Raw genomic sequence first — 17175 nt, 5'->3', positions numbered from 1 at the left:
GCTCGGTAAGGCAAATAGAATTGCATGGCGCGGGGATGCGCCGACAGAAGGGAAAATCCTCATGATCATCGAGCTGGGTCATTTCATGCTTGTGCTTGCTCTCGCCCTGGCGCTGATACAGTCGGTTGTTCCAATCTGGGGCGCGCAGACCAATGATAGCCGCCTGATGGCCATTGCCAGTCCCATTGCTATAATGCAGTTCCTGTTTGTCGGCTTGGCATTTGCTGCCTTGACCCATGCCTATGTTACGTCAGATTTCTCGGTTCAGAATGTCTGGGAAAACAGCCATTCGACAATGCCCTTGCTCTATAAATTTACTTCGGTTTGGGGCAACCACGAAGGCTCCATGCTGCTCTGGGTATTCATTCTGGTAATCTTCAGTGCTCTGGTTGGTGCTTTCGGGCTAAACCTGCCGCCGAAGCTCAAGGCAAATACGCTAGCCGTGCAGGGCTGGATTACGGCGGCATTTTTGCTTTTCGTTCTGCTTACCTCAAACCCGTTCCATCGCATCGCCAATGCGCCAATCGAAGGGCGGGACCTTAACCCGATCCTGCAAGATATTGGTCTGGCTATTCATCCGCCGCTGCTCTATTTGGGGTATGTTGGCTTCTCGATTGCCTTTTCCTTTTCCATTGCAGCTCTTTTGGAAGGCAGGATCGATGCTGCTTGGGCTCGTTGGGTGCGCCCCTGGGTGCTTGTTGCTTGGGGCCTGCTTACGCTCGGTATCGCCATGGGGTCTTACTGGGCCTATTATGAGCTGGGCTGGGGCGGATACTGGTTCTGGGATCCAGTGGAGAATGCTTCGTTCATGCCATGGCTGAGCGGTACTGCGCTGCTTCATTCGGCTATCGTGATGGAAAAGCGTGGGGCATTGAAGGTCTGGACCATTCTTCTCTCCATTTTGACTTTCTCGCTGTCGCTATTAGGTACATTCTTGGTGCGGTCGGGCGTCCTGACTTCTGTGCATGCATTCGCGACCGATCCGTCCCGTGGCGTCTTTATCCTGATTTTGCTCGTTGCTTTCATCGGTGGTGGGTTGTCCCTGTTTGCATGGCGCGCTCCTATGCTCAAGCAGGGGGGCGTCTTCTCTCCCATTTCCAGAGAAGGGTCGCTGGTGCTTAACAACCTGTTTCTTTCTGCAGCGACGGCGGCTGTTCTTGTCGGGACACTCTATCCGTTGGCGCTGGAGGCAACGACTGGGGCGAAGATTTCGGTTGGAGCTCCTTTCTTCAACGCCACATTCGGCCCAATGATGGTGCCTTTATTGATTGCGGTGCCCGTTGGCCCTCTTCTGGCCTGGAAAAGAGGGGATCTATTCGCCGCGATGCAAAGGCTTTTCATTGCATTGGGGGCGGCGATCTTTGTTACGGTCCTTTGTTATGCTCTCATCAATGGTGGTAGCGCACTCGCGCCGCTGGGCATCGGTCTGGCTGTTTGGGTTATGGTTGGTGCGTTGGCAGAGATGCAGCTCCGAGTCGGCCTTTTCAAGCTTCCTCTCGGCAAGTCCTTCTCTCGCCTGATCGGGTTGCCTCGCACCGTCTTCGGCGCAGCATTGGGGCACTTTGGCCTCGGCATGACCCTACTTGGGCTTATTGTGGCAAGCGCTTATCAAACCGAAGACATTTTGGTCATGAAGCCGGGTGACCAAACCTCTATCTCCGGTTATATCTTCCAACTTGATGGCTTCAGGGAGCATGCTGAATTCAACTATGTCGATCTGATCGGTTCCTTCCAAGTCACCAAGGATGGTCAGCAAGTTGCGGAGTTGCATCCGGCCAAGAGGGTTTACACCTCGCGCAATATGCCAACCACAGAAACGGCGATCCACACAATCGGCGGTGTAACCCAGCTTTATCTCTCTTTGGGTGATGCTCAGGAGAATAACGGCATAGGTGTGCGGATCTACTACAAGCCGTGGGTTACCTTCATCTGGCTTGGATGTGTTGTCATGTTCATCGGTGGGTGCTTCTCTATCTCCGATAGGCGTTTGCGTATTGGAGCGCCTGCCCGGAAAGGGCGTGCAAAGCAGGCCGCAGGCACAGCTTGAGCTTGGGTGTTATATGAAGAATAGAGGATTCGGAATGATGACATTTTCTCTCCAGCCCCGAGTGGTTTATCGGTTGTTTGCTGCGCTTCTGTTGGCTCTTTCGTTTCAGTTGGCGACAGGGCCGGCGTTCGCTGTTAAACCGGACGAAATGTTGGAAGACCCCAAACTGGAAGCGCGCGCTCGCGATATTTCAGAAGGGCTGCGATGTCTGGTGTGCCAAAATCAGTCAATCGATGATTCCGATGCTCCCTTGGCTCGTGATTTGCGCATTCTCGTGCGCGAGCGCCTTTCAAAGGGAGATACGGACCAGCAGGTCAAAAGCTTTCTGGTTGATCGTTACGGCGAGTTCGTTCTGCTCAAACCGACATTCTCTTCCAAGAACTTGTTGCTTTGGGCGTTCGGCCCTTTGGTGCTCATCTTGGGTGTGATGGCAATCTTCCTCTTTTACCGACGCAACCGGATGATCGCGCAAAAAGCAGAGGTTGAAGGCAAAAACCATCTGAGTGAGGCAGAACAGGAACGGCTGAACGCGATCCTTTCTGACGATGAGAAAGCTTGATGCGTCTCAATATTCAGACGCGATGGTCGCCAGCCCACCATTCGTTCATGCAGTTCTCATCGCCAATCCTCCTTTCCAGCATTGAACCGGTCGATAGCCGTAAAATCTCCTTTTAAATCCATCCACTTCATGCTACTCCCGCCTGCTCAGGCGCCCGGACGAATAATCTCGGGTGCCTGTTTGTTTGAGTGATGACGCGAAGAAGGATGAGACGATGGCGAAACCGATTTTCTGTGGGCTGGATTTTGGAACATCAAACTCGACATTGGGTCTCTTTCGACAAGAAAAGGTTGAACTTGTTCCTGTAGAAGGCGACAATGTCACTATTCCTTCTGCTCTTTTCTTTGACTTTGAAGAGCATGGCGTCCATTTCGGGCGCGATGCCATCCAGACCTATCTGGAAGGCGGAGAAGGGCGCATGATGCGGGCGCTTAAATCAATCCTTGGTACACCCACCATGCAGGAATTCACCATGGTGGGGAGGGAGCGCAAACCCTTTACCGCTGTCCTTGGACTTTTTCTTAGCCATATGAAAGCCAAGGCAGAAGTGCTTCTTGATGATAATCTCACGCACGTTGTCATGGGGCGCCCGGTTTTTTTCGTTGATAACAACCCTGATGCAGACAAGGAAGCCGAGCAGACCATGCGCGCCATTGCGCAGGATATCGGTTTTACCGACGTCGAGTTCGAATATGAACCGGTAGCCGCCGCGCGAGACTTTCAGCAGGTTGCCGAGCGAGAGGAAATCGCGCTTATCATCGATATTGGTGGTGGTACCTCCGACTTTACGATTTTGAAGGTCTTGCCGGGCGATCTCGATAAACAGTCAGACAACTCCAGAAATCAGATTTTGGCCAATACCGGTGTCCATATTGGTGGAACGGATTTCGACCGCTGGCTTTCACTCTCCCGCGTTATGCCATTGCTGGGCTATCAGAGCCCTATGCTCAAGGAAGGCCGTCTCATGCCGGTCGGCTATTATCATGACTTGGCGACATGGCAGAAAATCAACTTCCTCTACGATCACAAGACGCATAGCGAGTTGCGCTATTTGCGCAAGGAGGCAAAGGAGCCTCATTTGCTTGATCGGTTGCTCCAACTGCTTGAATTGCGTGAAGGTCACAGGCTGGCTCTTTCTGTCGAAAGCAGCAAAGTGACCCTCTCGGATCAAGAAGAGACAGAATTGCCTCTGACCTTTATTGAGCGTGATCTCGTAGCGTCCATTTCCCGAGCAGATCTGATTGATAGTCTGGACGATGGAACTGAGCGTATCAAACGCACAATTTCAGAGGCGCTCAAACTGGCCTCACTTGATGGAGAGCAGATTTCTGCTGTCTTTCTAACGGGCGGCTCTACCAAAGTTCCCTATATAAGGCAAAGCCTTACAGCTATGGTCCCGAACGCCCAAATCATTGAAGGGGATGCCTTTGGATCAGTTGGAATCGGTCTGGCGCTGGAGGCGCAGAGACGATTTTCCTAGGGCATTGATCTGCGTATTCGCATAAGAAATGTGGCAAAAGAGTGCCCAAATGTGTCTGCACTTCGTCGGCGGGGTAACGGATTTTTGATAGTCATTTGCATGAAATATTATAAGTGTATGATTTTGTTTGTGAAAATACACTTCTTCAACATTACGCATCTTTAATTCAAATGGCTCGCATCTGGCCAATTTTGCCCCATATAAATCGAGGTATCGCAATCAAGCGCAATGAGCGCGGCTCTTGTTCAGAACAGCCAGCGCTTTGTGACTTTGAAAAGAATGAAACAATTCACTAGGATACTCTGACCCCTGCCATGATGGGCGCCAGAGCAGAAATGAGCGGAGACCCTTGATGACCAAATCCAAGTTCAAAAATGTGTCAGTAAAGTCCACCTTGTTGGCATCCGCCCTGTGTCTGGGCGTTGTCGCTGGAGCCACTGTTCCAACCCTGATAACCGGCCAGCCTGCAGCCAATGCAGAACCGGTTCAGGTGACAGCACCTGCGCAGCCTGTCGATTTTTCCAATGTGGTGAAAGCGGTTAAACCTGCTGTGGTGTCTGTGCAGGTGAAGACCGAAATTGAACCGCAGAACATTCAGAATTTCTCGATTCCTGGTTTTCCGGAATTCAAGGATCTGCCAAAGGATCACCCGTTCAACCGTTTCTTCCGTCGTTTTGGCGATGAAGATGAGCAGGGGAATGAGGATAAGAAACGTGCTGTTCCACACTATGCTCAGGCACAGGGATCCGGCTTCTTCATCTCCGAAGACGGTTATGTTGTGACCAACCACCATGTCGTCGACAAGGGCGTAGAATTTGTTCTCGTCATGGATGATGGCACCAAACTTGATGCTGATCTCGTTGGCTCCGATGAGAAGTCCGACCTTGCTCTGCTGAAGGTCAAGGATCCGGATCGCAAGTTCAAATATGTGAAGTTCGCCGACAATCTGCCAGCTGTCGGTTCATGGGTTCTGGCTGTCGGCAACCCGTTCGGTCTTGGTGGAACGGTCACAGCCGGTATCATCTCAGCAGATGGTCGTGATATCAGTGCCAAGAACTATGAGAGCTTCATTCAAATCGACGCTGCGGTGAACAAGGGGAACTCCGGTGGCCCGACCTTTAACCTCAATGGTGAGGTGATCGGCATCAACACCGCCATCTACTCTCCGTCTGGCGGCAACGTTGGTATCGCCTTTGCTATTCCTGCTGGCGTTGCGAAAGACGTGATCAATGATCTGCAGCATGGTGGTAAAGTCAAACGCGGCTGGCTCGGTGTTCATATCCAGAATGTGACCGAAGATATTGCCGATAGCCTCGGCCTAGCAGATGCTTCCGGCGCCATGGTCACCAGCACCGATGAGACTGCACCTGCGTTCAAGGCTGGTGTCAAGGTTGGCGATGTGATCCTTGCTGTCGATGGTGACGAGGTCAAAAACACCCGCGAACTGGCCCGCCATATTGGTCGTGCCGATCCGGAATCCGATGTCGAACTGACTATCTGGCGCGAAGACAAGGAAATCAAGCTGACGGTTCATCTTGGAACCTATCCTGAAGAAACTGCGTCCAGCGCTGGCGGGGCATCGCCTCAGCAGCCTGCCGCACCGGCAGAGCTTGATGAGTTTGGCATGAACTTGCAGCCAGGCGATGAAGGGCTGGTGATTACGAGCGTTGATCCCGATGGGCCTGCTGCTGACAAGGGGCTTTCCCGCGGTGATGTCATCCAGTCCGTGGGCGGTAAGCAGGTCAAAAGCATTGATGACGTGAAGAATGGGGTCGAGGCTGCTAAAGACAATGGCCGCAAAACCATCCTGATGCGTATCAAGACCGATGCTGGCATCCGTTTTGTCGGGCTGCCTCTTAAGAAATAGGGCCAAGACAAACAAATATGAACGACAAGGAGGGGGGCATACTAGCTCCCTTCTTACCTTCCGCTTTGCAAGCCTGTGATTTGGCAGACTTTTCCTCTCAAACGACCTTTGCTGAATGGCAAAGACCGCTATAATCCTCTAGACCAGTCAATAGCACAGGTTTGGAGCTCTGTTACGAAGCTGCGAGCAAGGTGGACTAGCCAGAAGCAACGAGGCAGATTATGCGTATCCTGATCATTGAAGACGATATTGAGGCAGCCGCCTATCTTGCCAAGGGCCTCAAAGAGGCTGGGCATCATTGTGAGCATGCCGCCGATGGCGATCAGGGCTATGATATGGCTGCCAAAAGCGGCTATGACGTGATGATCATAGATCGCATGCTGCCCAAGCGCGACGGGCTCTCCATCATTGAACAAAGACGCGCGGAGGGGGATGAAACCCCTGTCTTGATCCTCTCGGCTCTTGGCGAAGTGGACGACCGCGTAACGGGCCTGAGGGCTGGCGGGGATGACTATCTCACCAAGCCCTATGCCTTTACCGAGTTGTTGGCGCGGATTGAAGTCATGGCCCGAAGACGCAACCCCGGTGAGGTGGAAACGACCTACCGCGTCGCTGATCTGGAACTTGATCGCCTGTCTCATACCGTCAAACGGGCAGGGGAAAGCATCCTTTTGCAGCCGCGCGAATTTCGGCTGCTTGAGTATCTTATGAAGAATGCCGGTCAGGTGGTCACCCGCACTATGTTGCTTGAAAATGTCTGGGATTATCATTTCGACCCGCAGACAAATGTCATTGACGTGCACATTTCCCGTTTGCGCGCAAAGATCGACAAGGGGTTTGACCCAGCACTGTTGCAGACCGTGCGCGGTTCTGGATACAGCCTGCGCGAGCCTGATTGATTTTCCTTTTATCTATCTCTTCGGCTGGGCTTGGTTTTCCCGCTAGGCCGGATGAGCCCCATCCTTCAGGAGCGTGAATGTCGCTTGGATCGATCAACAAGACAATGCGCACAACAGCTTTCAAGCTGAGCGCGATCTATTTGATCATTTTCTCTATCTTCGCGATTTTCCTGATCGTCTATATTTCCCTCAATACCCAACTTTTGATGACGCGCCAGCTCAACTCGACCATTGAGGCCGAGGTGCGGGGGCTGGTTGAGCAATATCGCTCCGGTGGCATGCCCGGATTGGTCAAGGTCATCGAAGAACGATCCAGACGCCCAGGTGCCAGCCTCTATCTGGTGACCGATAGTCGTGGGCATTATGTGGCGGGCAATGTTGCAGCATTGCCAAAGTGGGTTCTGGATGAGCGTGGAGCGCTGGAACAATCCGTGCCCTATCAGCGTTTGGGCGAACCTGAGCGCAAGGAATATAACGCCGTTGTCAGTGTTTACGAGATGTTCGGCGGGTATAGGCTGCTTGTCGGGCGCGATGTCGGTGAGCGTGAGATCTTCCGCAAGGTGGTGGAGCAGGCCTTCATCGTTTCTGCCATTCTGATGATCGTCTTGGCGCTGCTGTCTTGGATGTTCGTTTCGCGCAAGGTGCTCAAGCGCATTGATGCCATTGCAGAAGCCTCCGGTAATATCATGCGTGGACAGCTGGATGAACGCCTGCCGGTGACGCAGGCTGGCGATGAGTTCGATCGCCTTTCGGAAAATCTCAACACTATGCTTTCGCGCATCGAAATGCTGATGAAGGGGCTCAAGGAAGTCTCCGATAATATCGCCCATGACTTGAAGACCCCGCTAACGCGGCTGCGCAACAGGGTAGAGGTGACGCTGGCTTCAGAGAGTGGCGATAGCGAGAGCTATCGCGAAGCACTGGAACAGACGCTTGAGGAATCCGATACCCTGATCCGCACCTTCGATGCTCTTCTGCGTATTGCCCGTGTGGAAGCCAAATCTACCCAGATAGAAAAATGTGCGTTGGATATCGGGGCAATCGCCTCCGATATGTCAGAACTCTATGAACCTGTCGCCGAGGATGAGGGTGCGGTTTTGACATGGGAAGCCGAGGCAGAGTGTCTCATCCGTGGCAATCGTGAGCTGGTTAGCCAAGCTGTGGCCAATCTTATCGACAATGCCTTGAAATATGCCGTACGCCATGTTGCCGAACAACGCGAAAAGAGCGCTAAAGATGGCAGCGGGACACTTCCCGATGTCGCTCGGATCCATATCTCGGTTAAACGCAAGGGAGAAAAGCCCGAAAATGGCGATGCGAACGACCCACGCCCGATTATTTTGACAATTGCGGACAATGGGCAGGGGATTGCCAAGGAGGATCGGGCGCGTGTCTTGCAGCGTTTCGTAAGGCTCGATAAAAGTCGTAGCCAACCGGGCTCGGGGTTAGGGCTCAGTCTTGTTAATGCCGTTGCAAGCCTGCATGAGGCACATATAGAGCTTGGTGACAATGAACCAGGTCTCGTTTTCTCCATCCATTTTCCGCCGGACGAGAGAGCCGTTGCGGATAAAGTGGCACAAGAAAGCGATTGACCGACACGCACGCGAATAGATCAGCCTTGCCGCTGAGAGAAGGGGAGAGACAATGAGTGCCGCACAAAACAGGAAAGGCGTTAACGCTTTTTGGCTGGAGGCAAAAGCTCTTCCGCAAGAGGGGGACTTGGATGAGCAACTGTCCATGTTGCTGGAAAGTTGCCAGAAGCTGCAAAAAAGTGATCCTGAAGCTGAAGGCGAAGTCTCAACTCTCTATGCTGCCCTTGAGCAGGAGCCGCTGAAAGGCCTGCTGGCTGGTATTTGCAGCACATCTTCATTTTTGCGCGATCTGATGGTGCAAAAGCCCAAAAGGCTTTCTGACATTCTCGGTCAGTCCGCCGGTGAGCGCATTGATGCCTTGGCTGCAAGCGCCATTGATGAAATACAGGAAAGTGAAGCATCTGTGATGCGTCATCTGCGTCTTATCAAGCAGGATGCCGCTCTGACCATTGCGTTGGCCGATCTGGCAGGATTGTGGAGCGTAAAGCAGGTCACCAATGCCTTGACGAAAATCGCAGACGCAACGCTACGCGGCGCGTTACGCTTTGTGCTGCGCGATTATCACCGTCGCGGCAAGGTCACATTGCCCCATCCAGATGACCCTGAGCTGGAATGCGGCTTCGTTGCGCTTGCCATGGGCAAACATGGCGCTGGCGAGCTCAACTATTCATCCGATATCGATCTGATCATCCTTTATGACTCCACAAGTGGCTGTTGCGATGATCCTTACGAAATGAACCGCACCTATGTGCGCTTCACCCGACAACTAGTCAAGATCATGCAGGAGAGAACGGCGGATGGCTATGTGTTCCGAACCGATCTGCGCCTGCGTCCCGATCCGGGCTCAACGCCTCCTGCTGTGGCGATCCTGGCGGCGCTGCAATATTATGAGAGCATGGGCCAGAACTGGGAACGAGCTGCCTTGATCAAGGCGCGCCCATGTGCAGGTGACATTGCTGCCGGAGATGCATTCCTGCATGAAATTACCCCCTTTATCTGGCGCAAATATTTCGATTATGCAGCGCTCGCCGACGTGCATTCCATCAAGCGCCAGATCCACGCCCACAAGGGCCATGGCTCAGTCGCGATCAATGGTCATAATGTGAAGCTGGGACGGGGCGGCATTCGCGAGATCGAGTTTTTCGTCCAAACCCAGCAGCTCATCGCTGGGGGGCGTAATCCGGATTTGCGAGGTCGGGAGACCATTCCTATGCTGTCCGAGCTTGTCGGTCTGACGTGGATCTCAGAGCGCGCGCGGGATGAGTTGAGCCAATGCTACGAATTCCTGCGCAAAGTTGAGCATCGCATTCAGATGCAACGCGACGAGCAGACCCACATGATGCCCCAAAGCGATGATGGCGTTGCACAAATCGGCCGTATGATGGGCTATGCTTCTGTCGATGCCTTCAAACATGATCTGCGCGACACGTTGGAATGCGTGCAGGGGCATTATTCCAATCTCTTCAAGGAAGAGCAAGCTTTGGGCGCTGAAGGGGGAGGTAACCTTGTCTTCACCGGCGAGGACTACGACCCCAGCACAATTGAAACGCTGACCGAAATGGGCTTTCAGAATCCCAAGGAGGTCATCAATACTGTTCGCAGTTGGCATTTCGGGCGCTATCCGGCCATGCGCTCAGCCAAGGCGCGGGAACGCTTGACAGAGTTTACGCCCGACCTATTGGCCGCTCTTGGCAAGACGGACAACCCGGATACATCCTTCCTGTCGTTTCATGCCTTTCTGAAGGCATTGCCATCAGGAGTGCAGGTCTTCTCCCTGCTACGCAACAATCCGCAGCTGTTTGAAACCCTGATCATTATTCTCGGCGCCGCGCCGCGTCTCGCCCGCACCATGGGGCGTCGTCCGCGGGTGATCGATGCACTCCTTGATCCGGCTTTTCTGGGCGACATTCTGGAGCGGGACTATCTGGATGCTCAGCTGCAAAAGGTGTTGTCTGAAGCGACTTGTTTTGAAGATGCGCTAGATTCAGCCCGGATTTTCGGACAGGAGCAATTGTTCCTAATCGGTGTGCGCATTCTTATGGGGATCATTTCGGCCTCTCAGGCCGGGGCCGCGTATGCCATGCTGGCCGGTGTCATCATTCGGCATATGCTAGAACATTCCCAAAAGGAACTTGAAGAACGCCATGGCAAGATGCCGGGCGGGCAGGTTGCTGTGATCGCCATGGGCAAGCTGGGCGGGCGCGAGATGACCGCATCGTCAGACCTCGATCTCATGTTAATCTATGATTTTGATGAGGATGCCAAATATTCCGATGGCAAAAAGCCCCTCGCAGCAAGTCAATATTATGCACGGCTCACCCAACGCCTTATCACGGCGCTCTCGGCGCCAACCGCAGAAGGGGATCTGTACGAGGTGGATTTCCGCCTGAGGCCTTCCGGTAACTCCGGTCCTCTCGCAACCTCTTTCAAATCCTTCAGGAGCTATCACACCTCCGATGCCTGGACATGGGAGCATATGGCACTTACGCGGGCTCGGATCATTGCCGGCGATGATGGTTTTTGTAAAAAGGTGCGGCAGGAAATTGTTTCAATCCTATCTCGCCAAAGGGACGAGCAAGATATAAAGCGTGATATTGCGCAGATGCGTGCGCGGATCGAGCGGGAGAAGCGCACGTCCGACATCTGGAATATCAAGCAGATTCCCGGCGGTTTGGTGGATGTGGAATTCATTGCCCAAGGTCTTCAGCTTATGCATGCCCATAAGCATCCTGAGATCTTGCACACCAGCACAGCCCAAAGCCTGCGCCTTTGCGTGGATAGAGGTCTGGTTAACAATGCGGACGCCGATATCCTGTTGCCAGCCATTCGGCTTTACCACGATGTGACTCAAATTCTGCGCGTGTGCCTGTCCGAGAGTTTCGATCCCAACAAGGCTGCCGCAGCGCTGAAAGATGTGGTTGTGCGAGCCTCGCAAGAGATCGATATGAGAAGCCTCGAAGAGACGCTTTCGGAATTCCAGATCGATACAAGAGCCTGCTTTGTTCGACTGGTTGGCCCAGTGGAAGAAGGCAGGGACTAGACAAGACAGCAACCTGTTTGATGCGGCCTCGATGGTTGGTCGCGTCACATCCGATTGCTGTTGCGCTCTAATGGGTGGTTGCGCTCAATTGCTGAGGGTGTTTGGTCTGGCTCAGCGTTGCCATATCAGGCGTAACGCCACGCACTTTGCTCGGCAGACAAATGGTTATGCGTGTACCCTGACCAATTCGGGAGCGGATCTTCATCGTCCCGCCGGAAAGGCAGATAATTGTGCGCGAGATGGACAAGCCCAGACCGGAGCCCTTGTGGCTCTTGGTAAACTGGTTTTGCACCTGTTCAAACGGGCTGCCCATGCGATCAATCGCGTCCTGCGGTATGCCAACGCCTGTGTCTGAAATGGTCAGATAACTGTAGCCATCCTTGGTTTCCCCCCTTAGCGCTATCTGGCCACCTTCCTTGGAGAATTTAACCGCATTGTCGAGCAGGTTGAGCAGAACCTGTTCAATCAGATTGAGGTCTGCATAGGCCTGAAGCGTGTCAGGCAGTTCATCCTTCAACGTCAGCTGACGGTTCTTAGCCTTCTCGTCAATGCTGCTCTCGTAAGTTTCCCTGACGAGGGAAGCAAGATCAAGATCCGAGGGCTTGAGATCCACTTCTCCATCTTCTAGACGGGACATGTTCAGAATGTCGTCAATTAGGCCTAGAAGGTAGGAGCCGCTTGAATGTATGTCCTTGGAATAGTCCTTGTATTTGTGCGTTGAGTGCTCGCCAAAGATCTCCTGCTTCATGACCTCGGAAAAGCCGATGATGGCGTTGAGCGGGGTGCGCAATTCGTGGGAAATATTGGCAAGGAACTGAGATTTGGCGCGATTGGCAATCTCGGCATTCTCTTTTTCCTTGGCATATTGTTCGGTAAGGACCACCAATTGCTGAGCCTGCATTTCCAGAGTCTGTCGAGATTTTCTAAGGTCGGATACCGATGCAATGAGCTGCTGCTCGCTTTCCAGCAGGCGCTGCTCTTGCAGTTTGAGATTGGAAATATCCGTTCCCACCGACACAAAGCCGCCATCACGAGTGCGTCTCTCGCTGATCTGCAGCCAGCGGCCATCGGCAAGTTGAACCTTGTAGCTGCGCGCGGCCTTCGGTGACGTACTTACCCGATCAAGCAGGATTTGGCTTTCATCAATGTCATTGTCATCTTCAATGTCGATAACATGCGGCTGCCCGCTATCCATGATCTCATTATAGCTGCGCCCGATAATTTCTTCATTCTCTGGCAGATTGTGAAGTGTCCGGTAAGGTTTGTTGCAGAGCACGAGCTTGCTGTCCTTGTCCCAAAGAACAAAGGCTTCTGAAATGGTGTCCACGGCATCTCTGAGGCGAATGTCGGCCAGCTTGTCATTCTCGGCTTGCTCGATTTGCTGGGAAACATCCATGACAACGCCCATCAGATGCAGCCGATCTTTGGGAGAGACGGTAAGCTCTGCGCGGATCTGAATCCAGATCCAACGGCCATCTTCATGGCGCATTCTGAACCGGCGATCCATCATAGATTGTTCCGAGGAAAGCAAATCCTGCACATGCTGATGCAGATTGCCATCCTCAGGATGCATGCGCTCGTTGATGGTTGCAAAGCTGAGAAGCTCGTCGGACCGCTCCATGCCAAGCAGATCAAACATGGAAGGAGACCAATAGATGTGGCCATTGCCAAGATCCCAGTCCCAGAGGCCGGAGCGGGAGTGGCGCAAGGCCGCATCCATCCGCTGCACAGTGGCTTCGAAGATGCTGTCCGCTTCTCTGGCGCGGGCTCCTTGACTGAAAAAGGCGTAGACAACCAGAAGGATGATCGCACTCATCATGACAAAGATGATGGCATTACGCGTAACATCGGCGCGCCATCCATTGAACAGCTCATCGGTCGGCACCAAAACGGTGATCGCACCACGACCACCGCCCAGATGATGAACCGTCGCCAAAGCATCCTTCTTGTCACTTGTGGTGACATCAAACACACCGGCGCTCGCACCAATGGTTGAAAAGACCTGAGCACGCCCCAGAAGATCGATTTGCGTCTTGCGCATATCATTTGTGAGCGTCGGAATGGACGCGACGATCATGCCAGTCGCATCCGTTTGATAAATCTGATAGTTGGCGGAAATCTCCGTGGTGGGCATGGCTTCTTCAAGCCAGCTCTGGAGCATCTCCTTGCTCGGGCGGCTCGCTGTGTTCGCCGTTGAGCTAAACCCTTCGCCGGCATACTCGACTTCTGCTTCGGTTGGTTTTTCCGTTTCAGACGCTGTTGAAGCAACAGAAGGGGCGCTGCTTGACTGAGGTCCGGTTGCCGATGAAGCAGAAGCCGCGCTGAGGTTTTGGGCGAACATGTCAAGCTGTCGCGCTACGCGCTCGGTTACCAAAGCTGCTATCAGCTGCAATTGCTGACTGGAAGTGGCTTGGATCTCTTCACGTTCACCAAGCAGATCATCGGTGCGCATGACGCCAACAATAGTGATGAAAACGAGAATGACAGCCGGGATAATACGACGCAGCCAAGGCTCTTCGCGGACACGCTGGAAATAGGAAGGATCAGCCAAAAGGCGGGCCGGGCCGGATACATGAGGCTCGTGACCATTCGGTGTTGCTCCGAATAATCTGAATCTTGCCTCCTTGGGCGCGCTGGCTATGCCCGCCTGCGTCATACCCGACCTCCTTGAATCTGTTTTTATCAATTTCTCGGAGGTTTGCCGCATCTCCGAAGTCGAACTCATTTGAATCGACCTCGGAGTGTTTGTCTAGAGTCCCGTGCGAATTTTTTGGTTAACAAGAGGTTAACAAACCTAATTGCACTTTGGGAAATGCCTGATTCTGTTAAAGACTCAGGGCGTTTTGATCATTGCAAGCACCGATTTGCGATATCAGCAACATCTTTCGATAGGCTCTCGGTATTTGCGATTCTCAGAAGCTCTTTCTTGGCCTGTCCCTGTCGGTCAGGCTCCAGCGCCTTCCATGAACGGAAGTTGTTGGCCAGTCGAGCGGCCGTTTGTGGGTTGGATTTGTCCAGTTCGATGATGATATCAGCAACCAGCTTAAACCCTTCTCCATCCTTGCGATTGAACTGTACCTGATTGTTCATGGCAAAGGCCCCGATGAGCGAGCGTACCCGGTTCGGGTTGTTCATCGAGAAGGATGGATGGGAAAGCAGATCCTTGACCCGTTGCAATGTTTCCTCTTGTGGTGCGGAGGCCTGCAAAGATAACCACTTGTCGATAACCAGTGCATCATTTGTGAATTCAGCGTGGAAAGCATCCAGCAGTGCATTGGCGGCTGGCATTTCATTGCGTGTCAGGCTGGCGAGTGCAGCAAACCGATCCGTCATATTGGTCGCGTTGTGATAATGCGCCACTGCCAGATCGGATATAGCCTCTTCCTTGCGAGCCAGAGCCAGATCAAGCAGTCCGTTTCGCAAGGCGCGTCGTCCCGCAGAAGAAGCGTCGGACCGGAAGCTGGTGTCCTTGTCGTCCAGCGCCTTGTAAAGATCAATGAGACTATCCCCCAAGGCAGTCGAAAGGGCATGACGCAGACTTTCCCGTGCTCGATGAATGGCGTCAGGATCCACATCATGGCCGATTTCGCGACCAACGTCGGATTCGATGGGAAGCTGGAGCAGTTGCGCACGGAAAGCATGTTCGAGACTGTCATCCATGAGACAGGCCTTAAGCGCCTCCAGAATGCTGTCATCCAGCGCATGAGATGACGTATTTGCTCCAGCCTGCAAGGCGCGTGTCTGTTGCACCAGATGGTCCATCAGAATGAACTGCGCTGCTTCCCAGCGATTGAACGGGTCCGTGTCGTGTCCCATCAGGCAAAGATAGTCATCATGGGTTAGGTTTGTCCGCAGATGCACCGGAGCGGAAAAGCCCCGCAAGAGCGACGGGATTGCATCCTTGCTAACGCCGGTCAGAATAAATTTATGCTGGCGTTCACGGATCTCCAAAACGGTACAATCGGATTTTCCGATTTCCTGACCTGAGTTCGCATCGATCACCGATGTAAAGCCAACGGGACTGCCATCACGCCCAACGAGCCCGAAACGGACCGGAATATGCATGACCTTCTTGGTCGGCTGGCCGGGAGTTGGCGGACAGGACTGCTCAATGGAAAGAGATAACTGCTCGCGCGCAGCATCATAGGAATAAGTGGCAACGAGATCCGGCGTGCCCGCCTGACGATACCAGAGGGCAAACTGTGAGAGATCGACCGAGCAGGCTTCTTCGAAGGAGGCGATGAAATCTTCAATCGTGACGGCTTGGCCATCGAAACGATCAAAATAGAGATCGAGCCCAGCCTTGAAGCCTTCCTTGCCGAGCAAAGTTTCCAGCATCCGGCAAACCTCTGCGCCTTTTTCATAGACAGTCGAGGTATAGAAGTTGTTGATCTCGGAATAGACCTCAGGCCGCACCTGATGGGCGAGGGGACCGCTATCCTCGGGGAACTGACGTGCGCGCAGTTGCTGCACATCCGAAATGCGTTTCACAGGACGAGAGCGCATGTCGGACGAGAATTCCTGATCGCGGAAAACAGTTAGACCTTCCTTTAGGCACAGCTGGAACCAGTCGCGACATGTGATCCGGTTGCCCGTCCAGTTATGGAAATATTCATGCGCGATTACGCCTTCGATCAGCGCATAGTCGGTGTCTGTGGCGGTTTCGGGTTTTGCCAGCACGTATTTGTCATTGAAGACATTGAGCCCCTTATTCTCCATGGCCCCCATGTTGAAGTCGGATACGGCAACGATCATGAAAATGTCGAGATCATATTCGCGATCAAACACATCTTCGTCCCACTTCATGGAGCGCTTGAGCGAGTCCATGGCGTGATCAACCCGATCTTCCTTGCCATGCTCTACATATATATGCAGCGTGATGTCGCGGCCGGATCGGGTGACAAAACGATCTTCCACACGCGCCAGATCGCCTGCTACAAGCGCAAACAGGTAGGAGGGCTTGGGGAAGGGGTCCTGCCAACAGGCATAATGCCAGAGCTGATCTTCTGGGTAACCTTCTGGGGTAGACATGGTGCCGCTATCGACAAGGTTACCGTTCGCCAACAGATATTTTACCTCGACAGGGGCTTCTATCCGTACGTCATATACGCTCAGCACGTCTGGACGATCATAGAAATAGGTGATGCGGCGGAAGCCTTCGGCTTCGCATTGGGTGCAATAGGCGCCATTGGAGCGATACAGCCCCATAAGCTGGGTATTTTTTTGCGGAGCGAGCTTTGTCACCAGTTCTAGAGTGAAAGCCTCTTGCGGCGGATTTTTCAGAATGAACTGCTCGTCAGAGGCGCTGTAGGCACTATCCTCAAGCACGTCACCATTCAGGCGCGCCGAAACAAAAACGAGATCATCACCATCCAGTGTGAGCGCCGCTTCCTCGGAGCCTCCTTCTCTTGGGGCAATCGACAAGGTCGATGTCACAAACGTTTCAAGCGGGTCCAGCCGAACCGTCAGGGAAACGTGATCAATCGAGTAGGGCGTAGGGATGTAGTCTTCAAGTCGTACGACGCTATTATCTTGGGACATATCAAAACTTCTTAATCGAGAAGAAAATTGCTAGTGCCATTCAGCCTATCTGCGACCCTGTTGCAAAAGCAAGTTAGATACATGGTGCAGTTTTGCCTGCAACCGATGCGATACAACAAATGTATCCTTAGGGTGTAGATAGGGTGGCAT

General features: G+C 53.1%; 9 protein-coding genes. 7 read left to right on the top strand and 2 right to left on the bottom strand.

The window, feature by feature from the left end:
- Positions 1–61 precede the first annotated feature (61 nt).
- The 7 genes from ACKPCT_RS09020 (at position 62) to ACKPCT_RS08990 (ending at position 11484) form a co-directional block, all read left to right on the top strand.
- Positions 62–2047: a heme lyase CcmF/NrfE family subunit gene (locus ACKPCT_RS09020; protein WP_319569016.1), complete on the top strand. Its 1986-nt coding sequence runs from the start codon at positions 62–64 to the stop codon at positions 2045–2047.
- A 37-nt stretch (positions 2048–2084) separates the two neighbouring features.
- On the top strand, positions 2085–2606 hold the full coding sequence (locus tag ACKPCT_RS09015) for a cytochrome c-type biogenesis protein (protein ID WP_319569405.1): 522 nt from the start codon (positions 2085–2087) through the stop codon (positions 2604–2606).
- Positions 2607–2820: 214 nt separating this feature from the next.
- Entirely contained in the window at positions 2821–4086 is a 1266-nt protein-coding gene (locus ACKPCT_RS09010) for an Hsp70 family protein (protein ID WP_090068228.1), read from the top strand.
- A 352-nt stretch (positions 4087–4438) separates the two neighbouring features.
- The gene (locus ACKPCT_RS09005) at positions 4439–5953 is read left to right on the top strand and encodes a Do family serine endopeptidase (protein WP_090068231.1); all 1515 of its coding nucleotides are present in this window, start codon (positions 4439–4441) and stop codon (positions 5951–5953) included.
- Positions 5954–6174: 221 nt separating this feature from the next.
- Positions 6175–6852 carry a response regulator transcription factor gene (locus ACKPCT_RS09000; RefSeq protein ID WP_090068234.1) on the top strand — a complete coding sequence of 226 codons (678 nt, stop codon included), beginning with the start codon at positions 6175–6177 and terminating at the stop codon, positions 6850–6852.
- Positions 6853–6929: 77 nt separating this feature from the next.
- Positions 6930–8444: a sensor histidine kinase gene (locus ACKPCT_RS08995; RefSeq protein ID WP_090068236.1), complete on the top strand. Its 1515-nt coding sequence runs from the start codon at positions 6930–6932 to the stop codon at positions 8442–8444.
- Positions 8445–8571: 127 nt separating this feature from the next.
- Complete coding sequence (locus ACKPCT_RS08990) at positions 8572–11484, top strand: bifunctional [glutamine synthetase] adenylyltransferase/[glutamine synthetase]-adenylyl-L-tyrosine phosphorylase (RefSeq protein ID WP_319569015.1); 2913 nt, start codon at positions 8572–8574, stop codon at positions 11482–11484.
- A gap of 67 nt (positions 11485–11551) precedes the next feature.
- Here the strand turns inward: ACKPCT_RS08990 and ACKPCT_RS08985 are convergent, their stop codons facing one another.
- Together ACKPCT_RS08985 and pepN are read right to left on the bottom strand one after the other, a co-directional pair.
- Positions 11552–14140 carry a PAS domain-containing sensor histidine kinase gene (locus ACKPCT_RS08985; RefSeq protein WP_175527870.1) on the bottom strand — a complete coding sequence of 863 codons (2589 nt, stop codon included), beginning with the start codon at positions 14138–14140 and terminating at the stop codon, positions 11552–11554.
- 191 nt (positions 14141–14331) lie between these two features.
- Entirely contained in the window at positions 14332–17025 is a 2694-nt protein-coding gene (gene pepN, locus ACKPCT_RS08980) for an aminopeptidase N (RefSeq protein WP_090068242.1), read from the bottom strand.
- Positions 17026–17175 lie beyond the last annotated feature (150 nt).

The sequence above is a fragment of the Cohaesibacter marisflavi genome (assembly GCF_963665895.2).
Classification (GTDB): Bacteria; Pseudomonadota; Alphaproteobacteria; order Rhizobiales; family Cohaesibacteraceae; genus Cohaesibacter; species Cohaesibacter marisflavi.
Note: the sequence above shows the minus strand (reverse complement) of the source record. Positions and strands in the feature narration are given on the sequence as shown.

Coding starts and splice junctions, on each gene's coding strand:
- ACKPCT_RS09000 (WP_090068234.1), top strand. CDS start 6,175: ATGCGTATCCTGATCATTGAAGACGATATTGAGGCAGCCGCCTATCTT.
- ACKPCT_RS09005 (WP_090068231.1), top strand. CDS start 4,439: ATGACCAAATCCAAGTTCAAAAATGTGTCAGTAAAGTCCACCTTGTTG.
- ACKPCT_RS08985 (WP_175527870.1), bottom strand. CDS start 14,140: ATGACGCAGGCGGGCATAGCCAGCGCGCCCAAGGAGGCAAGATTCAGA.
- ACKPCT_RS09010 (WP_090068228.1), top strand. CDS start 2,821: ATGGCGAAACCGATTTTCTGTGGGCTGGATTTTGGAACATCAAACTCG.
- ACKPCT_RS09020 (WP_319569016.1), top strand. CDS start 62: ATGATCATCGAGCTGGGTCATTTCATGCTTGTGCTTGCTCTCGCCCTG.
- pepN (WP_090068242.1), bottom strand. CDS start 17,025: ATGTCCCAAGATAATAGCGTCGTACGACTTGAAGACTACATCCCTACG.
- ACKPCT_RS08995 (WP_090068236.1), top strand. CDS start 6,930: ATGTCGCTTGGATCGATCAACAAGACAATGCGCACAACAGCTTTCAAG.
- ACKPCT_RS09015 (WP_319569405.1), top strand. CDS start 2,085: ATGACATTTTCTCTCCAGCCCCGAGTGGTTTATCGGTTGTTTGCTGCG.